The 19,114-nt window shown below is 67.9% G+C and carries 21 protein-coding genes; 8 read left to right on the top strand and 13 right to left on the bottom strand.

Annotation, left to right across the window (positions count from 1 at the left end; translation table 11 throughout):
* Position 1: 1 nt before the first annotated feature.
* The 5 genes from HL653_RS07225 to HL653_RS07205 are packed head-to-tail and all read right to left on the bottom strand — an operon-like array spanning position 2 to position 4,638.
* Complete coding sequence (locus tag HL653_RS07225; protein ID WP_171743922.1) at positions 2-1,117, bottom strand: glycosyltransferase family 1 protein; 1,116 nt, start codon at positions 1,115-1,117, stop codon at positions 2-4.
* A 9-nt stretch (positions 1,118-1,126) separates the two neighbouring features.
* Positions 1,127-1,963, bottom strand: coding sequence for a 3-deoxy-8-phosphooctulonate synthase (gene kdsA / locus HL653_RS07220; protein ID WP_171743921.1), 837 nt, complete (start codon positions 1,961-1,963; stop codon positions 1,127-1,129).
* Entirely contained in the window at positions 1,960-2,835 is an 876-nt protein-coding gene (locus HL653_RS07215) for an FkbM family methyltransferase (RefSeq protein ID WP_171743920.1), read from the bottom strand. Before HL653_RS07215 ends, kdsA begins: the two co-directional genes overlap by 4 nt.
* Position 2,836: 1 nt before the next feature.
* Positions 2,837-3,637 (bottom strand): 3-deoxy-manno-octulosonate cytidylyltransferase, encoded by an 801-nt coding sequence (locus tag HL653_RS07210; RefSeq protein ID WP_171743919.1) that lies wholly within the window; start codon positions 3,635-3,637, stop codon positions 2,837-2,839.
* A complete protein-coding gene (locus HL653_RS07205) occupies positions 3,634-4,638 on the bottom strand; it encodes an SIS domain-containing protein (RefSeq protein WP_171743918.1) in 1,005 nt (334 codons plus the stop codon). Before HL653_RS07205 ends, HL653_RS07210 begins: the two co-directional genes overlap by 4 nt.
* Positions 4,639-4,815: 177 nt before the next feature.
* Between HL653_RS07205 and HL653_RS07200 the strand changes: the two genes are divergently transcribed.
* From HL653_RS07200 to HL653_RS07190, 3 genes are all read left to right on the top strand, one after another.
* Positions 4,816-5,319 carry an HAD family hydrolase gene (locus tag HL653_RS07200; protein WP_171743917.1) on the top strand — a complete coding sequence of 168 codons (504 nt, stop codon included), beginning with the start codon at positions 4,816-4,818 and terminating at the stop codon, positions 5,317-5,319.
* A gap of 166 nt (positions 5,320-5,485) precedes the next feature.
* Positions 5,486-6,313 carry a metallophosphoesterase family protein gene (locus HL653_RS07195; protein WP_171743916.1) on the top strand — a complete coding sequence of 276 codons (828 nt, stop codon included), beginning with the start codon at positions 5,486-5,488 and terminating at the stop codon, positions 6,311-6,313.
* Positions 6,310-7,062, top strand: a complete 753-nt coding sequence (locus HL653_RS07190; protein ID WP_253717676.1) for an NUDIX domain-containing protein — start codon at positions 6,310-6,312, stop codon at positions 7,060-7,062. The genes HL653_RS07195 and HL653_RS07190 overlap by 4 nt, the downstream gene beginning before the upstream one ends.
* Positions 7,063-7,115: 53 nt before the next feature.
* Here HL653_RS07190 and HL653_RS07185 read toward each other — a convergent pair whose 3' ends face one another.
* The 4 genes from HL653_RS07185 to HL653_RS07170 all read right to left on the bottom strand — a co-directional run bounded on the left by HL653_RS07185 (position 7,116) and on the right by HL653_RS07170 (position 11,726).
* Positions 7,116-8,630 (bottom strand): LTA synthase family protein, encoded by a 1,515-nt coding sequence (locus HL653_RS07185; RefSeq protein ID WP_171743915.1) that lies wholly within the window; start codon positions 8,628-8,630, stop codon positions 7,116-7,118.
* A gap of 8 nt (positions 8,631-8,638) precedes the next feature.
* Complete coding sequence (locus tag HL653_RS07180) at positions 8,639-9,418, bottom strand: SDR family oxidoreductase (RefSeq protein ID WP_171743914.1); 780 nt, start codon at positions 9,416-9,418, stop codon at positions 8,639-8,641.
* Positions 9,415-10,728 (bottom strand): capsule biosynthesis protein, encoded by a 1,314-nt coding sequence (locus tag HL653_RS07175; RefSeq protein WP_171743913.1) that lies wholly within the window; start codon positions 10,726-10,728, stop codon positions 9,415-9,417. Before HL653_RS07175 ends, HL653_RS07180 begins: the two co-directional genes overlap by 4 nt.
* A 140-nt stretch (positions 10,729-10,868) precedes the next feature.
* Positions 10,869-11,726 (bottom strand): class I mannose-6-phosphate isomerase, encoded by an 858-nt coding sequence (locus tag HL653_RS07170; RefSeq protein WP_171743912.1) that lies wholly within the window; start codon positions 11,724-11,726, stop codon positions 10,869-10,871.
* Between the two features lie 242 nt (positions 11,727-11,968).
* On the opposite strand from HL653_RS07170, the gene HL653_RS24455 reads away from it, so the two are divergent.
* Positions 11,969-12,100, top strand: coding sequence for a hypothetical protein (locus HL653_RS24455; RefSeq protein ID WP_301337961.1), 132 nt, complete (start codon positions 11,969-11,971; stop codon positions 12,098-12,100).
* Between the two features lie 7 nt (positions 12,101-12,107).
* On the opposite strand, the gene HL653_RS07165 is transcribed toward HL653_RS24455, so the two are convergent.
* A complete protein-coding gene (locus tag HL653_RS07165; RefSeq protein WP_171743911.1) occupies positions 12,108-12,656 on the bottom strand; it encodes a hypothetical protein in 549 nt (182 codons plus the stop codon).
* Positions 12,657-12,908: 252 nt separating this feature from the next.
* Entirely contained in the window at positions 12,909-13,154 is a 246-nt protein-coding gene (locus HL653_RS07160) for a hypothetical protein (RefSeq protein ID WP_171743910.1), read from the bottom strand.
* Positions 13,155-13,312: 158 nt separating this feature from the next.
* On the opposite strand from HL653_RS07160, the gene HL653_RS07155 reads away from it, so the two are divergent.
* Positions 13,313-14,806, top strand: coding sequence for a S10 family peptidase (locus HL653_RS07155; protein ID WP_171743909.1), 1,494 nt, complete (start codon positions 13,313-13,315; stop codon positions 14,804-14,806).
* Between the two features lie 189 nt (positions 14,807-14,995).
* Positions 14,996-15,604, top strand: coding sequence for a hypothetical protein (locus HL653_RS07150; protein WP_171743908.1), 609 nt, complete (start codon positions 14,996-14,998; stop codon positions 15,602-15,604).
* Positions 15,605-15,916: 312 nt separating this feature from the next.
* On the opposite strand, the gene HL653_RS07145 is transcribed toward HL653_RS07150, so the two are convergent.
* Positions 15,917-16,318, bottom strand: coding sequence for a hypothetical protein (locus tag HL653_RS07145; protein ID WP_171743907.1), 402 nt, complete (start codon positions 16,316-16,318; stop codon positions 15,917-15,919).
* A 207-nt stretch (positions 16,319-16,525) separates the two neighbouring features.
* Here HL653_RS07145 and HL653_RS07140 point away from each other — a divergent pair, with 207 nt between their 5' ends.
* The gene (locus HL653_RS07140; RefSeq protein WP_171743906.1) at positions 16,526-17,587 is read left to right on the top strand and encodes a Ppx/GppA phosphatase family protein; all 1,062 of its coding nucleotides are present in this window, start codon (positions 16,526-16,528) and stop codon (positions 17,585-17,587) included.
* The gene (locus HL653_RS07135) at positions 17,584-18,273 is read left to right on the top strand and encodes an RlmE family RNA methyltransferase (RefSeq protein ID WP_171743905.1); all 690 of its coding nucleotides are present in this window, start codon (positions 17,584-17,586) and stop codon (positions 18,271-18,273) included. Before HL653_RS07140 ends, HL653_RS07135 begins: the two co-directional genes overlap by 4 nt.
* A 279-nt stretch (positions 18,274-18,552) precedes the next feature.
* Here the strand turns inward: HL653_RS07135 and HL653_RS07130 are convergent, their stop codons facing one another.
* Positions 18,553-19,089, bottom strand: a complete 537-nt coding sequence (locus HL653_RS07130) for a TIGR02281 family clan AA aspartic protease (protein WP_171743904.1) — start codon at positions 19,087-19,089, stop codon at positions 18,553-18,555.
* Positions 19,090-19,114 lie beyond the last annotated feature (25 nt).

The raw sequence follows: 19,114 nt of genomic DNA, 5'->3' as shown, positions 1-19,114 counted from the left end.
GTCAGCCCTCTATCGTCAAGTTGTCATAGAAAGCGGCCAGTCGCTGCCCGAATGCCCCAATGGAAAAGGCGGTCGAACGCACACCACCAGCCGCCGCCAGCCTTTTACACAAAAGATCATCCTTCGCGACCCTGCGGAGCGCGGCGGCAAGCGCGGTGGTATTCTGCGGGCTGACCGTAAGCGCAGCCCCCCCGGCGGTCTCCGCGAGCGCTCCTTCCGCGCTGGTTACTACCGGCGTGCCCAGCATCATCGCCTCCGCCACCGGCAAGCCGAACCCCTCTGTCAAGCTTGGCATGACGAGCGCCCGTGCCGAAGCTACCAGCGACAAAAGGGTTTCGCGCGCCAAATAATCGAGGTGAATTACGTCTCCTTTTGCCGCTGCCAGGATCGGCCCCGACCGCCATCCGGCAGGCCCAGCCAGCACCAGAGGAAGGTCCGCGCCGCTTGATCGCCACGCCTCGATCAGCCGGGAGATATTCTTGCGAGGCTCTACGGTACCGCAACAAAGCAAGTAATCTCGAGGCAGCAGACCGGCGGGGAGCGGCATGGGTGTATGCGACACATCCACTGCCTCGCCAAGATTGACGACGAAACCTGATGGCGGTGCGAATAGCCGTTCTATATCGTCCTGCGAAGCGCGAGACACGGTCACGATCCGGCTCGCGCTTGAGATCAGCGTTTCCAGCAGCCGTCGAGCCCGCCGGCTCGCGACTGGTGAAAGACTCGGATGATCCAATGGGATCGTATCGTGGATGGTATATACATTTCGCCAGCCCGCGATCCGAATCGGCACCGGATAGGTCCAATGAGCGATACCTGTCGGGCCGGACAAAGCAATCTCCAGAGGCCGTCGCCACATGTCGAAATGCACCTGAGCCTCGCGGAACAAATCTGGCACCTCAATTGCGTTATCTCCCCAATCAGCCTTTCGGCTGCCCGGCCGAGCAGCCCTCAGCCAGCGTCGTGAGCGGGACACCTGCACAGCATCTGCATTGATAGCCATCCAGCGCCGGCCTGCATCATCCAGCGCCGCCGTCAAAGCAGCCGAATATACAGCGACACCTGTTCCCGGTCCGCGCTGCTTCTGGTCTCCAATAACAATCGGCAAGGGATTCATTGGCTCGGCTCAGTCCCGCTTCGCGTCACGGATGGCGATTAGTTGCCGCAACACCCCCTCAATCTCCCCCAGCGGCATCGCATTGGGCCCATCCGACAGCGCCTTCTCCGGATCGGGATGCGTCTCCATGAACAGCCCCGACACGCCCACCGCCACCGCAGCCCGCGCCAGCACCGGCACGAATTCGCGTTGGCCGCCCGAGCTGGTGCCCTTGGAACCTGGCAGCTGCACCGAATGGGTCGCGTCGAACACCACCGGGCAGCCGGTATCGCGCATGATCACCAGCCCGCGCATGTCGACCACCAGATTGCCGTAGCCGAAGCTCGTACCCCGCTCCGCCACCAGCAGTTCGGGATTCGCCACGCCCGCCGCCGCTGCCGCTGCGCGCGCCTTGTCGATCACGTTGACCATGTCGCCCGGCGCCATGAACTGCGCCTTCTTGATGTTGGCGGGCTTGCCGCTCGCCGCCACCGCTTCGATCAAATCGGTCTGGCGCGCCAGGAAAGCCGGCGTCTGCAGCACGTCCACCACCTCGGCCACGGGCTTCACCTGCCCGGCTTCATGCACGTCGGTCAGCACGGGCAATCCCGTCTCGGCGCGCACCTTCTCCAGGATGCGCAGCCCCTCATCCATCCCCACCCCGCGAAAGGACGAACCGGACGAGCGGTTCGCCTTGTCGAAGCTGGATTTGTAGATGAGGAAGATCCCCAGCCGCTCGGCGATCCCGCGCAGCGTCTCGGCCACGGACAGCGCCAGCGCCTCCGTCTCGATCGCACAAGGCCCCGCTATCAGGAACAAGGGCTGGTCGAGGCCCACCGGCCGCCCCAGCAACGTCGTCTGGCTCATGCCTGCAATCCTCGTGTCAGCGCCAGCATCCGATCCTCGTCGGGCGCGCCGGCCAAAATCTGTTCGGGCGTGACGCGGCGAATGCCGTGGCTCACGCTCAGTTCGCCCAGCGCGAAGCCCTGCGCCATGATCTCGTCCAGAAAGGCCATCGGCGCTTCATAGCGGACGGGCGAGAATTCGAGAAAGACCGTCAGCGCCCGCTTCCGCGCGAACAGCCCCGCCATGCCGCGCCAGATCCTCTCCTCGGCGCCTTCCACGTCGATCTTGATCACATCGGCGTCGAGCAGCTCGGCATAGCCGTCCAGCCGCCGCGTCGTCAGGCGCACGCCCGGCACATCGTCGCCCACATGCGTGACGAGATGCGCGTTCTTGGGCTCGCCGTCCGGCACCTTGAGCAACGAGGCCTCGCCTTCCACGTCCCACAAGGGATCGCCATGGAGCGTGATCCGCTTGTCCATGCCCGCCCGCGCCGCGCTCTGCGCGATCAGGGCGGCCATCGCCGGGTTCGGCTCGAATGCATGAACATGGCCGGCGAGGCCCACCCGATCCGCCATCAGTAGCGAGAAATAGCCGAGATTGGCGCCGATATCGATCGCGGTCATGCCCGGCCGCAGCACGCTTTCCAGCGCCTCGGTCAGCCACATTTCCCAATAGCCGTCCGCCGCCAGCGTGCGCGACAGCCCGGCATCGGCGGGATCGATCAGGATCGGCAGCGTCTCCAGCATCGTCACGAGGGTCCGCCCCGCGTCGATCGGCCGGGCCCGGCTCAGCGCGCGGCACCGCCTCTCGCGCAGGCGGCGGCGCGTGCGGCGCAGCGTCGCGCAGGCTTCGTCGAGGAGGCCCGGCGCATCGCCGGGATAGGCGCGTGCCACCTCACTCGATTCCCCGGCAGGCGAGCGCCGATTCGATCACGGGCGCATCCTCGGGATTGTTCAATTCCCAGATGTCGCAGCCCTGCGGATCGACCTCCACCACGCGCACGGGCACGCGCATGTCGAGGAAGCGGATCTGCTCCAGCCCCTCCAGCACTTCCAGCGGCGCGACGGGTGCCGCCGCATAGGCCTCCAGCGCCTCGCGCCGGTAGGCATAGACGCCCACATGTAGGAACAAAGGCAGGGTCGGATCGCCGATCCGCGACGGCGGAATATGCGGGATCACCGATTTGGAGAAATACAGCGCATCGCCGCGCGCGTCGGTCGCCAGCGTCGTGCCGCCGACACGCCCGGCCGCCTGATCCGCGAACAGCCGCCGCTGCACCTCGGGCGTCGCGCGGATCGCGGGCGTCGCCACGCGGATCGTCGGATCCGCCGCCATCTCCTCCAGCAGGGCCGAGAGGAAATGCGGCGGGGTCAGCGGCGCATCGCCCTGCAGATTGACGATGATGTCGATATCGTCGGGCAGGCCCGGCAATGCCGCGGCGCAGCGCTCCGTCCCGTTCGCGCAGCCCTCGGGCGTCATCGCCACCGCCGCACCGAAACCGCGCGCCGCATCCGCGATCCGCGCATCGTCGGTCGCTACCAGCAGGGTCGTCACGTCGCGCACCTGCAGGCCCGCTTCCCACGTCCGCCTGATCAGCGGCTTGGCCTCGCCCTTGGCGCCCGTCAGCGGGGCGAGCGGTTTTCCGGGGTAACGACTGGAGGCGTAGCGGGCCGGAATGACGATCGCGGCGGTCAAGCGAGCCCCAGCCGCAGGAAATCATGGACATGGACGATGCCGACCGGCCGGTCCGTGCCGTCCTCGGGCACCGCGAACATCGCCGTGATCTTGTGCTTGTTCAGCAGCGCCAGCGCGTCCTCGATCAGGCAGCCGGGCGACACCCATTTCGGATCGGGCGTCATCATCTCGGCCGCCGTGCCTTCGGACAGCGAGTCGAAGTGGCGCCGCAGATCGCCGTCGGTGATCACGCCGACAAGCCGGCCCGTCTCGTCCACCACGCCCGTCATGCCGAAGCTGCGCGAGGTCATCATCATGATCACGTCGCGCATCCGGCAATCGAGCGGCACGATCGGCATCGCATCGCCCTGGTGCATGATCGCGGCGACGCGCATCAGCCGCTTGCCGATCGCGCCGCCCGGATGCAGCTCCTCGAAGCCCGCACGGGAGATACCGCGCACCTGCATCGCCGCCAGCGCCAGCGCATCGCCCAGCGCCATCATCATCGCGGTGGAGGTGGTCGGCGCCAGATTGGCGGGGCAGGCCTCGCCCACCGACGGCAGCAGCAGGCCAATATCGGCCTGGCGCATCAGCGTGGACTCGGCGCGACCGGCCACCGCGATGATCGGCAGGCCCAGCTTACGCGCGTGCATCAGCACGGGCTGCAATTCCTCGGTCTCGCCCGAATTGGAAAAGGCGATCAGCCCGTCGCCCGGCGCCAGCATGCCCAGGTCACCATGCGCCGCCTCGCCCGGATGGACGAAGACGGAGGGCAGGCCGGTGGACGAAAGCGTCGCCATCACCTTGCGCGCGACATAGCCCGATTTGCCCATGCCGGTCGTCACCACGCGACCGCGCAGCGTCAGCAGGGCCGTCACAGCTTCCGCGAACTGGTCGTCCAGCGCGGCCGAGAGCGCGAGCAAACCATTGGCCTCCGCGCCGATGACCTGGCGGCCATAGGCGACGAGATCGGCGGGCGGGGGCGTCGTCGTACGGTGCGTGGCGCTGTCCTGAGCGACCAAGCGCTCCTCCTTTTTCGTATCGTGCGTGTGCCTTAGACCGTCTTTTTCTGTGTTGCGAGTGTCTTTCAATTGGATGTGCGATCGATGGCGACCGATCAATACGGGGTCGATTGACACTGTGTTAATCCCACGTCGCGCCACTTGGCCCCGAACATCCGCTTCGACTATGCAGGTCCCATGATCCGCCTGCTCGTGCTCGATGTGGATGGTGTGCTCACCGATGGCGGCCTGTTCTACGGCGCCGAGGGCGAGCAATTGAAGCGCTTCAACGTCCGCGACGGGCTCGGCATCAAATTGCTGCAGCAGGCGGGGGTGACGGTCGCGATAGTCAGCGGCCGCGCTTCCCCCGCCCTCGCCCGGCGCGCCGCCGAGCTCGGCATTACCGAACTCCACGGCGGCGTCGGCGACAAGGCGACGGTGCTGGCCTCGCTCCAGTCCCGCCTCGGCATCGCGCCCGCCGAAACCGCGGCGATGGGCGACGATCTGCCCGATCTCGCGCTGTTCGCCGGCGCCGCGCTCCGCATCGCGCCCGCCGATGCCGAGCCCGAGCTGATCGCCGCCGCGCACCTCGTTACGCCCCGCGCGGGCGGCCACGGTGCGGTCCGCGATGCCGCGCAGCATATCCTCATGCTGAACGGCGATGGAGACATCGCCACGCGCCCTGCCGCGCTGCACGGCTGAGAGGTGTTCGCGAAATGCGCGGAAGAGCGTATTTCGGGGACGGCACCCGCATGCACCGACAGGCGCATCTCAAACAGCCTCTGAAGGGCTTGTTGCAGGGGCATAACCACTCCTAGATGAGCGTCATGATCCCGCTCCGTTCCCCGCTCCGTTTCCGGAGGTTCCCATGCTCGGGGCGCTGAAGCTGTTCGGCTTCGGCCGGAAGGAGCCGGAGCCCGTTCCGGCCGATTTCGCCCCCGCCATTCCGGAAGGCGAGCGCGTCTACGCGATCGGCGACATTCACGGCCGGCTCGATCTGCTGAACGATCTGCTGACGATGATCGATCGGGACGATGAGGCGCGCGGATCCAGCCGCACGACCCTGATCCTGCTCGGCGACCTCGTCGATCGCGGCCCCCACTCCGCCAGCGTCGTCGAGCGCGCGATCCGGCTGCAGGCGGCCGGCGATCGTTTCCATGCGATCAAGGGCAATCACGAGGAGGTCATGCTCGGCGCGCTGGCGGGTGACGAGGCGGCGATGCGCCTGTTCCTCCGCATCGGCGGCATCCAGACGCTGGAAAGCTACGGCGTCGGCCTCGACGATCTGCCCGCAGGCGAAGAGGTCGAGACGTTGATCGCGCGCATGCAGGCGGCGATCCCGCGCGAACATGCCGATTATCTCGCCGCGATGGCCGACAAGGTGGAGCTGGGCGACTATCTGTTCGTCCATGCCGGCGTCCGTCCCGGCGTGCCGATCGACGAGCAGACGCCGGTCGAGATGCGCTGGATCCGTGACAGCTTCCTCGATCACCCCGGTTATCACGGCAGGATGATCGTCCACGGCCACAGCATCACCACGGAGCCGACTCTGCGCCCCAACCGCATGGGCATCGATACGGGCGCCTATGACAGCGGGGTGCTGACCGCGCTCGGCCTGGAGGGCACCGGGCATTGGCTGCTCCAGACCGAGCCGACCGACGCCGATCGCGCCGCGCATGAGGCCGCCGGGGATTGAGCCTGACGCCGCCTCATCCGGCCGCGACCCTGATCCTGCTGCGCGAGCCGAACGAGGGCCCGCCGGAACTGCTGATGATCCAGCGCGCCGCCACGATGGGCTTCGGCGCGGGCGCCTGGGTCTTCCCCGGCGGCCGCGTCGATCCGGGCGACGTGACGCTGGCCGCCCGCTTCCTCCCCGCGAACGACGCTCTCGACGACCATGCCGCCCGCATCTGTGCGATCCGCGAGACGATCGAGGAAGTGGGCCTCGCCCTCGGCCTCGATCCGCCGCCCGATCCCGCGACGCTGGCCGCCGTGCGCGCCGGCCTTCATGCGGGGGAGCCATTCGCGGGCTTGCTCGATCGGTTCGGCCTTTCGCTGGTGCCGGACGCGCTTCTGCACTTCAGCCGCTGGTGCCCGCCCGCGGAGATTTCCAGGCGCTTCGACACGCGCTTCTATCTCGCCCGTCTTCACGGCGACGCGAAGGCCGAGCCCGACGGTCGCGAAACGGTGGCCCTGCTCTGGACAACACCACGGGCGATGCTCGACCGCGCCGATGCGCGCATCATGTTTCCCACCGCCTGCAACCTGCGCCGCCTCCTGCCCCACCGCAGCTTCGCGGAGGCGGAAGCGGATGCCGCCGCCTTTCCGGCCGCCACTATCGTCACCCGCTCGGTGGACATTGGCGGCGAACGCTTCGTCCAGATCGACGCAGGCCATGGCTATCCTGAAACCCGCTCGCCGCTGGCCGGCCTCTTTCGCGGCTAGCGCCCGATCACCATCAACGAAGGATCGTTATTATGAGCGGGCTCCGGCCTCGCTCAGCCGCGCATCAGCCCCAGCCAGCGCGCGGCGATATCCTCCGCCGCCAAATCCTCGCGCCGGGTCACGGGCGCGCCGCCCACCGGCCACAGCGCATAATCGGTCCGCCGGTCCTCGGCGCCCGGCCCCTTGAACACGCCGTCGAGGCTCGGCTGGTGATCGCCGTAAAAGCCCAGCCAGCCCCTGCCGTGCCGCGCGATCGCCTCGCGTAGCACCGGGATCATCGCATCGGTCGCATCGGCATGGCGCAGCCAGCGGCCGACCGCAGCGCGATCGGGCACCTGCCAGTCCAGCGGCAGCGGCACGGGCGGCACATCGTCGTGCGATCCGTCCCACGGCCCATGATTCTCGATCGTGATCAGGAACAGGAACAGGTCCGGGCCTTCGCTGGCCACCAGATCGGCGGCGAAGCGCGCGAGCGCCGCATCGGTCACATAGCCGCCGTCGCGCGCGGCATCGGCAAAGGCCTCCTCGCCGATGAAGCGATCGAAGCCGAGGAAGGGCATCACCTTGTGGCGCGCATAGAAGGTGCGCGAATACGGATGCACGCAGATCGTTTTGCACCCCGCCGCGCGCGCCGCATGCGCCAGCGAGGGCAGCGGCGACTGCGCGAAATGCTCATAGGGATTGAAGCGATCGAGCCCCAGATCGTCCGGCCCGATCCCCGCCACCGCCGCCAGCTCGCTGCGGATCGTGTTCGCGCCCCAGCACGGCACGGTCAGCCGCCCCGACAGCGCCGCCGCCGCGCTCAACGCGCCGAAATGGGGCATGTGGTGGGCGAGACCCGGATGCAGCCGCCGCGCATCGGCAAAGGATTCGCCCTGGATCAGCACGACCGGCCCGACACTCTTCGGCCAGGCCGGAAGCCCGCGCGCGCGCACCGCCTCCCGCCGCGCCGAGCGCCCGTCGCTCGCCAGCGTCGCATGGACGATACAGGTAGCGAGCAGGCCGAACGCCGTCATGTCCGTGTCGGGATCACCGGTCGGCGCATAGGTGCGGTAGCAGCGCGCCAGACGCGGCCGCAGCGCCACGCTTCCCGGCACCACGAAGGCAAGCCGCCCCAGCACGATCGCGACCAGCGCCAGCCCGATCTGGGCGAGCAGCGGCACATGCCATAGCGGCGGCTCCGCCCACAGCAGGCCCGCCACCACCGCCACGATCGCGATCGTCCCCGCGATCATTTGCGCCGTACCGACAAAGGCGATGTAGAAACGCGGGTGGCGCACCACCTCCAGCAGTTCGGCGCGATCCGCGAACATCACCGGCTCGTCCAGCACGATGCGCTTCACCTTGTCCGCCACGCCGAGCCCGATGCCGAGCGCGACCACGCCGATGCCCGCCACGATCGGCCGGGCCGTCGCCAGCGTGAACAGCAGGAAGCCGATGATGGGGGGCGCCAGATCCAGTGCCAGCATCCCACTCCGCGCGCCAAGGAAACGGGCGCCGACCATCAGGCGCAGCCCCACCCATGTCGCCAGCGCGAGCGCGAGCCCGATCGCACAGTGCAGCATCATGGGATCGCTCAGGAGCCGGGTTCGATGTGGAAGCGGAAATTGCGCACGATACGGTCGCCGAACATCGCCGGCATCAGGTCTGCCGCCACCTGCCCCAGCGCCAAAAGCCGGGGATAGACGACACGCGAACTGCGCCGCTCGATCCCCTTCGCGATCACGCGGACCATCTTGTCCAGGCTCACCATGAACGGCGTCGGCCCCTTCCAGCGATCCGTCATCGGCGTGTCGAAGAAGCCCGGCACAACCACCGTCACCGCGACACCCGCCGGCGCCAGCAGCGCGCGCAGCGCCTCGCCATAAGCCCGCACGCCCGCCTTGCTGGCGCTGTAGCCGGGGCTGTAGGGCAGGCCGCGCAGCGCCGCCGTCGAGGCGACGACCACCAATTGCCCCGCCTTGCGCGCCATCATCGGCGCGATCAGCGGCTCGATCACGTTCATCGTGCCGAGCAGATTGGTCCGCACCTGCAAGGTCGCCAGCTTGTGCCCCTCCGGAGCCCCCGCCTCGCTCGTCCCCGCTGAGACGCCGGCCGCCGAAATCGCCAGATCGAACGGCGCCTCGGCATCCCGCGCCAGGATCCACGCCGCGATCGGCTCGGCGTCCGCCACATCGAACAGGCCGGTCACGACCTCGGCGCTCTTCGCGCGACACGCCTCTGCGGTCACCTCCAGTCGCGCCGCATCGCGCCCGGTCAACGCCAGCCGCACGCCGGGCGCGGCGAGATGGCGCGCGAGACCGGCGCCCAGCCCGCTCGACGCTCCGGTGATCAAAATGCTGCGAAGCGCGGTCATCCGCGCAGCGAGGCGGCCCTGAACCCGTCCACGGCCGAGGCGGCGGGCGCCGCCACGCGCACGGCGGGCGCCCCCGGCACCGAATTCTCGATCCGGGCGGCCGCACCTCCGATCAGCATCTCCAGCCCGTCATCGCTGAAATAGCCGCCATGGACGAGACAGCGATCGACCAGCACCCGCCGGAACGCGTCGAACACCTCGGCCTCGGGCGCCTGCGGCTTGGTCCAGAAGGCGCCGAGCCCCGTCTGATGCGTGATGCGCGGCACGTTGTAGACGGCATCGCCCAGCACGATCGTCGGCACGCCGTAGCGCAGCGCCAGCGTGCCGGTCGTGCTGTTCACGGTCACCACGCCGCGCGCGGCCCGCACCAGCGGATCGATATCCGCCCAGGCGATGAAGAGCATGCGATCCGATATGCCCAATTTCTCGGCCACGGCGCGGGTCTTCTTCTCCCAATCGGTCAGGCCGTTATCCAGCGGATGGCCCTTCACCACCAGCAGGGTATCGGCCGGAGCATGCGCCGCGAACGACGCCAGCACATGCTCGATCGCGGGCTGGATGCGCTTGAAGCCGGAGTGGACGCGGATCTGGTAATCGCAGTCCAGCTGCAGCGGGAAGACGAAGAAGGGACGCCCGTCACCGTTCAGCTGATCGATCGTCGCGCTCGAACGGCGCATGCCACTCGGCTTGCGGAGCAGGCGCGCGGCCCAGCCCATATATTCGACCAGGATGTGCCACGGCCGATGCGTGCGATAGCCGGGGAAGAGCGGCGTCAGCAGGAAGCTGCCAAGATTGTAGGTCAGATCCTCGCGCGCGCGCCGGTTGAAGAAGGACGCGATCGGTGGATGCTCCTCCAGCGGCGGCAGCGAGCGCGCGGCGCGGAGATATTCCTCCGGATTGCGCGGCAGCGTCGAATGGCCGTTCACGCCCTCGGCTTCCACCGTCACGTAATCGGGCCGGATATAGCCTTCCTCGAACACATGCACCTGCATGCCCCGGTCGCGCGCCACCTTGATCGCGGCCGCATGCAGCGGGCGGCAATCGCCAAACAGGACGAGGTCGGTCGCGGGCGACCGATCCAGATAGGCATCCAGAAACGCCGGCCAGCGCTTGAGCGTGCCACGATAATCGGTCGCGTTCGGCGCGCTCCAGTAAAGCTTGTCGCCGCCGTTGAAGTTGATGCGGCGCACGCCATGCCCATGATCGGCAAGCCGCTGGCCCAGCATCGCGAAGAAAGGACCGGCAAGCCCCTGGAGAAACAGAAATTCTCGGCGTCCCCTCCGCCGGGAAACACGATCCAAGGCCACCATCCTTTATTCCTTGCACCGCCGCATCGCCCGGCACAAGCACCCCCCGATGCCCGCTCGCGATAACGATCGCATTCGGGCGGAATTAGGGCGATACGCGCCTTGTGTGACCTGCGAGCAACAATTTCGCATCACGTTACAGCTCAGGCCGGGCGCAGCGACGCGATCACGCCGCCGCCGGGATAGGCCACCAGCAGATCGGCCGCCTCGGGAAGCGTGAGCGCCGCGCCGCCCTCGATCATCCACGCCGATCCCGCCGGGAAATCCGCGCCGTCGATCGTGCCGTCGCCAGCCAACGGCACCAGCCACAGCGAACGGCCGTCGCCTTCCAGCCCGGTTTCCACCGGCCCCGTCCAGCGCTCCAGCACGAAGGCCGGCCCGTCCGCCAGGATCGTACGCCCGGCGCTCAGCTCGTGCGCCTTGTACGGGGCGACGTAAGGTACGGGATCGCTCACCGCGATGCCGTCCTTCAGATGCAGTTCGCGATCGCTGCCATAATCGTAGAGGCGATAGGTGAGGTCCACATTCTGCTGCACCTCCACCAAGGTCAGCCCCGGCCCGATCGCGTGGATCGTGCCGGCGGGCGTATAATAGCTGTCGTCCCGCTTCACCGCTTTCCAGTCGAGCATGCCGACGATCGATCCGTCGAGTGCGGCCGCACGCAGCGCATCGCGGCTCTCCGTCTCCAGCGTGCCCAACGCGATCGAGGCATGCGGTTCCGCATCGAGGATCACCCACGCCTCGTCCTTGCCGCGCGGATAGCCGTGCGCCTGCGCCGCCTTGTCGTCCGGATGCACCTGGATCGAGAGCCGATCGCTGGTGAACAGATATTTGATGAGCAGTTCGGGCCCCGCCGCCGATCCGTCCTGTGCGCCCGGCACTTCGAACCAGATCTCGCCCACCGGATTGCCTCCGTCCGGCACGCCGTCGAATGCCGGCCACAGGTCGCGCCGCCCCCAGGGTTTCTCGACGCGCTTGGTGGTCAGCTTCGTGGCGGGCATCGAGAACTCCGACGGCAGAAACGGGAATGACAAGAACGCTCTATGCCGCCGAACGTCGCGCAAGGCGATGACGTTCCGGCAATGCGATGTCGCTCGTCGCAACCTTTTCGGAACCGTAGACGGAGCTTTCGCCTCTTCACCTTGGGCGGAAAATGTCGCGCGAGGGGAGCAGCCACGGCCGCAACGCGTTGATCCTAGAACGGGACACCCCAGCCAAGCCCCTCCCAATCGGAGCCAATGCGATGGCCATCTTCTTCGATCTTCGCCTTTGGGGCGTGATGCTGCTGGCCGTTCTGGCCTTGATCGTCGTGTCGGCCGTCTATCGTGCCTGGATCGGCTACGACGATATCGATCCGCAGGGCCCCAAGGGCTGAGCCGCCCTCAATTGGGCAGCGCGACCTCGATCTTGTCGACCCACTCGGGATAGAAGCACGGCGCCCGGCTGGACCAGCCCGCCGCCGTCGCCGCCGCCTCGCTGATCGATTGCAGCAGCGCGCGCCGCTTTTCGGGATGCAGATGCGGCAGCGCCGCCGCCGCGCAGAAGGCGCCCGGCAGCCAGGGCCGCACCGCACCGCCCAGCAGCCGTTCGTACAGGAAGCGATAGGCCGCGAAGCTGCCGATCCGCCCCTGCCCCAGATCGAAGGCCGAGATGGTCACGAGCGGGGCGAAGAACGCCTCCATCTGCTCCAGCCCGCTATCGTCGGGAATATGCTGGCGGATATGATCCAGCCGGCAATAGATGCGCGCCTGCGCCTTGATGCTCGCGGATTCGACGACGTCGCGGGACCAGCGCCCCATCGCGTCGTTCCGGCCGAGGCCCACATCCAGCGACCGGCGGATGTAGCGCTGCGTGGAAGACGGGAACGTCGCGAATTCCTTGATCTCGGCAAGCGCCATCGCGCCGTCCGCCGGTTTCATCTGCTGAGCCATCGCCTGCCTCCGCTCTACTGCCGCGAAGCAAACATGCACCGGATTTGGTTTCCGGGCCGTTAACCGCGGGATCCTTGAGACAGAGTGGATCACATCCGCTGCTGCGACGCAACATGATGTCAGGGAAATGACCGTTTGTCGGCAAATGTGTTGCGATCGCGCATCTGTGGATAAGTGCGCGATCGCATTATGAATGCGGGAGGAGGTTATCGTGCCGTTTTCCTGCACCCGCCCATTCCCGCATCCGCGAGATCAGGCGCGCTCCGCGGCGATCCGTTCCTCTTCTTCCTCGTCATAGCCCGAGGAAACGGCCGGCTCGCTGCTCTGGCCGGGCTTGGTATTCGCCGGCGCGTCGGACGTGGGGAAGCTCTCGTCCAGCGCGACATCCAGCTTGGCATCCGCGTGGGACGGATCGCGCTGCAGCCGCTTGTCGTCGCTCGCATCCTTGGCGGGCCGGATCTCGGTCGTATCCGGGGTCTGGTTGGCAGTCTCGCTCATGATCAGTCTCCCGGGCGGTCGGCTCGCCTTACAGAGCCGTCACCCACCAGACACAACGCCCGCCCGATGCCCCCGTTCCGGCCCCGGGCGCGGCGGCCTTGCGGCCTGCCGGGCGCTGCCCCAGAAGCATGTGATTCACGCACCCACGAAGGTCCGTCATGCGCCTCACATTCCTCGCCTGCCTTCTCGCCCTCGCCACGCCGGCGATGGCGGCCGATTCCAAGCCACCCGAATCCGCGAAGGGCGACGCCGCCAAGACCGACACCACGCTGCCGCCGCTGCCTGCCGATCGCACCGTCGCGCAAAGCGTCGTCATCGCCGGAAAGAGCCTGTCCTATGACGTGACGGTCGGCACGCTCCCGCTGTTCGACGCCAAGGGCAAGAAGACCGGCGAGGTCGTCTATACCGCGTATGTGGCCAAGGGTGGCGCCGCTGCCCGCCCCGTCACCTTCGCCTTCAACGGCGGTCCCGGCGCGGCCTCGGGTTTCCTGAACTATGGCGCGATCGGGCCCAAGCGCGTCCAGTTCGGCGCGCAGGGCGACGCCCCGTCGGACAGCGCCGTCGCACGCGACAATCCGAACAGCTGGCTGGATTTCACCGATCTGGTGTTCATCGATCCGATCGGCACCGGCTACAGTCGCAGCCTGATCGAGGAGGCCGAGGCGAAGAAGGCCTTCTTCACGCCCGACAGCGACATCGCCTATCTCTCGCGCACCGTCTCGGACTGGCTGACGAAGAATGGTCGCATGACGAGTCCCAAATATCTCGTCGGCGAAAGCTACGGCGGCTATCGCGTGCCGCGCCTCGCTTATTATCTGCAGAGCCGGCTCGGCGTCGGCCTCAACGGCATCGTCATGGTCTCGCCCGCGCTCAGCATGACGACGCTGGAAAGCGACGTCGCCACCTTCTCGCCGATGACCTACATCACCAGCCTGCCCTCGATGGCGGCGGGCCGTCTGGAACGCGAGGGCAAGCTGGCCAGCCCGGCCGCGCTGGCCGAGGTCGAGGCCTATGCGCGCGGCGAATATGCGGTCGATCTGCTGCGCGGCCGCTCCGATCCGCAGGCGATCGAGCGGATGACGGCGCGTGTTTCCGCCTTCACCGGCCTCGATCCCAAGCTGGTCCGCCAATATGAAGGGCGGATCGATATCCGCACCTTCCTGCGCGAGACGCATCGCGACACCGCCTCGATCGGCTCGATCTACGATTCGAACGTCACCGCCTTCGATCCCTTCCCCGAATCCCCCGACAACAGGGCGAACGATCCGCTGCTGGATGCGATCATGGCCCCCGTCACCGGGGCTGCGGTCGATCTGATGACGCGCACCGCCGGCTGGAAGGTCGAGGGCCGCTACAATCTGCTGTCCTACGAGGTCGGCAATCTCTGGGATCGCAAGAATCAGGACGAGGCGATCACCGATCTCCGCAAGGCGGTCGCGGTCGATCCGAAGATGGCGGTGCTGATCGCGCACGGCATGGACGATCTGTCCTGCCCCTATTTCGTCAGCCGCCTCGTGATCGATCAGATGCCCGGCTTCGGCCGCCCCGATCGCGTCCAGCTCGCCCTCTATCCCGGCGGCCACATGTTCTACAGCCGCGCGGACAGCGGCGCCGCGTTCCGCAAGACCGCGCTGGCCCTCTACCAGCGCTGACCTCCAGCCGTGCTCCCGCGAACGCGGGAGCCCAGCGCTCCAGACACGACGCTTGCAGCTCTGGGCTCCGGCTTTCGCCGGAGCACGATATGCCTCCCCATCCATCGCATCCCCGCCCCCGGTTAGTCCGGGGTTCAGGATCACGCCGCCAGTCTCTCCGTCGTCTCATTGCGCAACCACGGAGGAATCATGCGTCCGTCCCGCAAGCTGGCATTGGCCGGCATCGCCACCCTCGCCCTCGCGGGCACTGCCCTCGCCGCCGGTGCCGAAAAGCTCCACACGATGAACGTCACCATGCCCGATGGCAGCATCGCGCGGATCCACTATGCGGGCGATGTCGCGCCGCGGATCGTGATGCAGCCGGTCGCGGCGCCCGTCGCCCTCATCGCGCAGGAACAGGACGATCCCTTCCTCGCGCTCGACCGCATCTCGGCGATGATGGACGCGCAGGCCGATGCGATGTTCGCGCAGGCCCACGCCGCGGCCGCCACGCAGGCCGCCGCCGCACCGGGCGTCACGCGCACTGCGGACACGCATGCCGTCGCCGCGCCCCAGGGCGGCGTCAGCTATTCCTACGTCTCCTCGACCAGCGCGAACGGCGGCTGCACGCAGAGCTATCGCATGACCTCGTTCGCGCCCAACGAAGCGCCGAAGGTGGAAACCAGCCAGTCAGGCGACTGCCGCAACGTCGCCCCGCTGGTGCCGACGGCGCTGACGTCGAAACCCGCCCCGGCGAAGCCGACTCCCGCCGCCGCACCCAAGCCCGAACCGCGCCACGACCTCCGCGACACGATCTGACCCGGCACCGCGGCTAGTCTCTTTCCCCGTCATTCCCGCGAAAGCGGGAATCCACGGACAGGGTGAAGGTGAGGGGCGCACTACCGAGGTTACCGTCTCCATGGATTCCCGCTTTCGCGGGAATGACGGGAGGGAGGAAAGCAGACGGTAGCCGCCCGCACCATCTTGCGGATGATCTACCTCCCCATATGCGATGGGAGGATAAGGAATCGGCGGCCGCCCAATGCCCCCGCGAAGCGGCTTCCTCTTTTCCTCCTCCGCGCCTCCGCGTGAATCTTCTTCCTTGATCCGCCCAAGGCGAATGCGCCCCGCCTAACCCTTCTTCGGAAAGATCCGCGCCAGCGCCATCTCGGCCACGCTGCCCAAGGCCGCCGCCAGCGCATCCTCGCCCACCGAGCCCTTGGCCGGCCCCGCCTTCACGGCCTCAGGCTCGGCCTTCGCCGCCGCCGGCTTGGCCCCCTTCGCCTTGCCCTTGGAGGCCAGCGCCGCCTGCGCCGCCGTCGCCGCGATCGAGAGCCCCATCGCGATCACTTCGCGCCCGGCCGGGCTGTTCGCCGCCGCCGCCAGCTTCGCGCCGGCGTCGCGCAGATCCTCGACGATCCCGGCAATCGCCGCCTCGGGCGAATGCGCCTTGGCCTTCGCGCCCGCCTTGTTGGCGCCCTTGGCCTTCTCGCCCTTGGGCTTGCCGGCCTTCTTCGTTTTCTTCTCGCTCATCGCGTGATCCTCAGGTGTGTCGACAAGATAAGACACTGGCCGCCGCACGCAATCCCACGCCCAGCCGTTGCCTCTTTTGCCCGCCTTTCCGCAGACATGCGAAAATGGCACGCGGGCATGCCCCTTGCCGCGCCTGCCCCCCGTCTCTAGGCTGGTCCCCAAGTACCGGCGGCCCCTCGGCCACTGGCGAATATGAAGAGCATGTCGATGGCAGAGCGGTCGCAGAAAGCGGCGCCTCGGCCCGCAGCCGGCGGCCGGGCCGTCGGCAATCCGTCCCGGCGGAACCGGGCGTGGGCCCCGCGCCAAACCTATGCCGCGCTGGATCTCGGCACCAACAATTGCCGCCTGCTGATCGCGCGGCCCGAAGGCGAAGGCTTCGTCGTCGTCGATGCCTTTTCACGCATCGTCCGGCTGGGCGAGGGGCTCGCCGCCACCGGCAAGCTCAGCGATATCGCGATGGACCGCGCGGTCGCGGCCCTTTCCATCTGCGCGGAAAAGCTCAAGCGCCGCCACGTCACGCTCGTCCGCTCGGTCGCGACCGAGGCGTGCCGGCGCGCCACCAACGGCACCGATTTCATCGCCCGTGTCGCCAAGGAAACCGGCATAAGGCTGGAGATCATCTCGGCCGAGCAGGAAGCGCGCCTCGCCGTGATCGGCTGCCACGCCTTGCTGGAGCCGGGGGAGGGCCCCGCGCTCGTCTTCGATATCGGCGGCGGCTCGACCGAACTGGTGCTGCTGGGCGAGGGCGACGCGCCCGTGCCGGAGGTGCGCGACTGGTTCAGCGCGCCCTGGGGCGTCGTCTCCCTCTCCGAAAGCGAACCGCATGTCGGCGCGAACGAGGAGGAACTCCGCATCGCCTATGCGCGCATGAAGCAGCGCGCGACCGACGCCTTCGCGCCCTTCGCCGCGCGCATCGCGGAGCATGCCCACGGCCCCGTCCGCCTGCTCGGCACGTCGGGCACGGTCACCACGCTTGCCAGCATCCACCTCGATCTGCCGAGCTATGATCGCAAGAAGATCGACGGGCTGATCGTCTCGGCCCAGGATCTCCGCGCCGTCAGCCGGCGCCTGTCCGGCCTGTCCGTCACCGAACGCGCCACCCTGCGCTGCATCGGCACCGAGCGCGCCGATCTGGTGGTGGCAGGCTGCGCGATCCTCGATTCGATCCTCGATCTCTGGCCCGCCACGCGGCTGTCCGTCGCCGATCGCGGCATTCGCGAGGGCATCTTGCGCGGCCTGATGGCGGCCGATACCGGCGTGCCCGCATGAGCAGAGGCGGATCAGGCGGCAAGCAGAGGGTGAAGACCGCGCGGGGGCGCACCGCGTCCTCCACGCGCTGGCTCGAGCGTCAGCTGAACGATCCGTATGTGAAGAAGGCGCAGGCCGAGGGCTATCGCAGCCGCGCCGCCTACAAATTGATCGAGCTGGACGAGCGCTTCAACCTGATCAAGGGCACGCGCCGCGTGATCGATCTCGGCATCGCCCCCGGTGGCTGGAGCCAGGTCGTGCGCCGCCAGAATCCGGGCGCCGCGATCGTCGGTATCGATCTTCTGCCGGTCGATCCGATCGACGGCGTCACGATCCTGCAGATGGATTTCATGGACGACGCCGCGCCCGCGCTCCTCACCGAGTCGCTCGGCGGCAAGGCCGATCTGGTGCTGTCGGACATGGCCGCGAATACGGTCGGCCATCAGCAGACCGATCATCTCCGCACGATGGGTCTGGTCGAGGCGGGCGCCGATTTCGCCGGCGAGATCCTCAATCCCGGCGGCGCCTATGTCGCCAAGGTGCTGGCCGGCGGCGCCGACCACGGCCTCGTCGCCCTGCTCAAGCGCATGTTCACCACCGTGAAGCACGCCAAGCCGCCTGCCAGCCGCAAGGATTCGTCCGAATGGTATGTGATCGCGCAGGGCTTCAAGGGCCCCGTCGCGCGCCCTGAAGACGAGCGGGACTGATCGCCGGGCGTCGGACGGGGATGATAGCCGTCCCACTCGCCCTGAAACCTTCGAACTCCCCCATGCTCCGTTTGTCCTGAGCCCCACCCTCCGTTTGCCCTGAGCCCCCACCTTCCGTTCGTCCTGAGCCCCACCCTCCGTTCGTCCTGAGCGAAGTCGAAGGACGTGCTTCAGGGGACACCGCGCGAAGCCCGTGCTTCGACAAGCTCGGCACGAACGGATCGGGGACGGTGCTGTTTTTCGGTCGGGACCTCCGAATAAGCCGTCTTCGCCCCGCCCTCACCGCAAAGCCAGCATATCCCCCTCGATCGAAACCGAACGGAACCGCGCCAGCACCGCCTGCCCCATCAGGCCCACGCTGTCGCCGCGCGGCAGGATCATCGCCGGCACATCCTCGAACGTTTGGCCCGCCACCGTCATGCGATCGATCGTCACGCGCGCGATCCGCGCCGTCCCAGAGCTCGTCCGGATATGCCCGTCATAGGCCAGCGCGTGCATGTTCACGCCCAGCCGTCGCGCCTGTTGCGCGGGCAGCATCAGCGCGCTCGCGCCGGTATCCACCAGCAGGCGCACCGGATGGCCGTTGATGCGCGCATCGGCATAGAAGAAACCGTCGTCGCTGCGGGCCAACCGCGCGTCGCCCGCCTTGGGCAGCGACGGGGCGAGATCGGGCCTGTTCACGGCATGCGGGGCGGCATGGGCCGCGGTACGGCGGGCCTCGGGATGGTGCGTCGTGCCGATCGTGTAGGCAGTGGGCACCATCGCCGTCACCAGCGATCCCATCGCCACCATGGTCAGGCCTATCTGTCCGGGCATGGCGCACCTCCCCGCACACGGGGCC

This window comes from Sphingomonas sp. AP4-R1, assembly GCF_013113735.1.
GTDB lineage: Bacteria > Pseudomonadota > Alphaproteobacteria > Sphingomonadales > Sphingomonadaceae > Sphingomonas_I.
The sequence above is the reverse complement of the archived record's forward strand: the minus strand, read 5'-3'. Positions and strand labels throughout refer to the sequence as shown.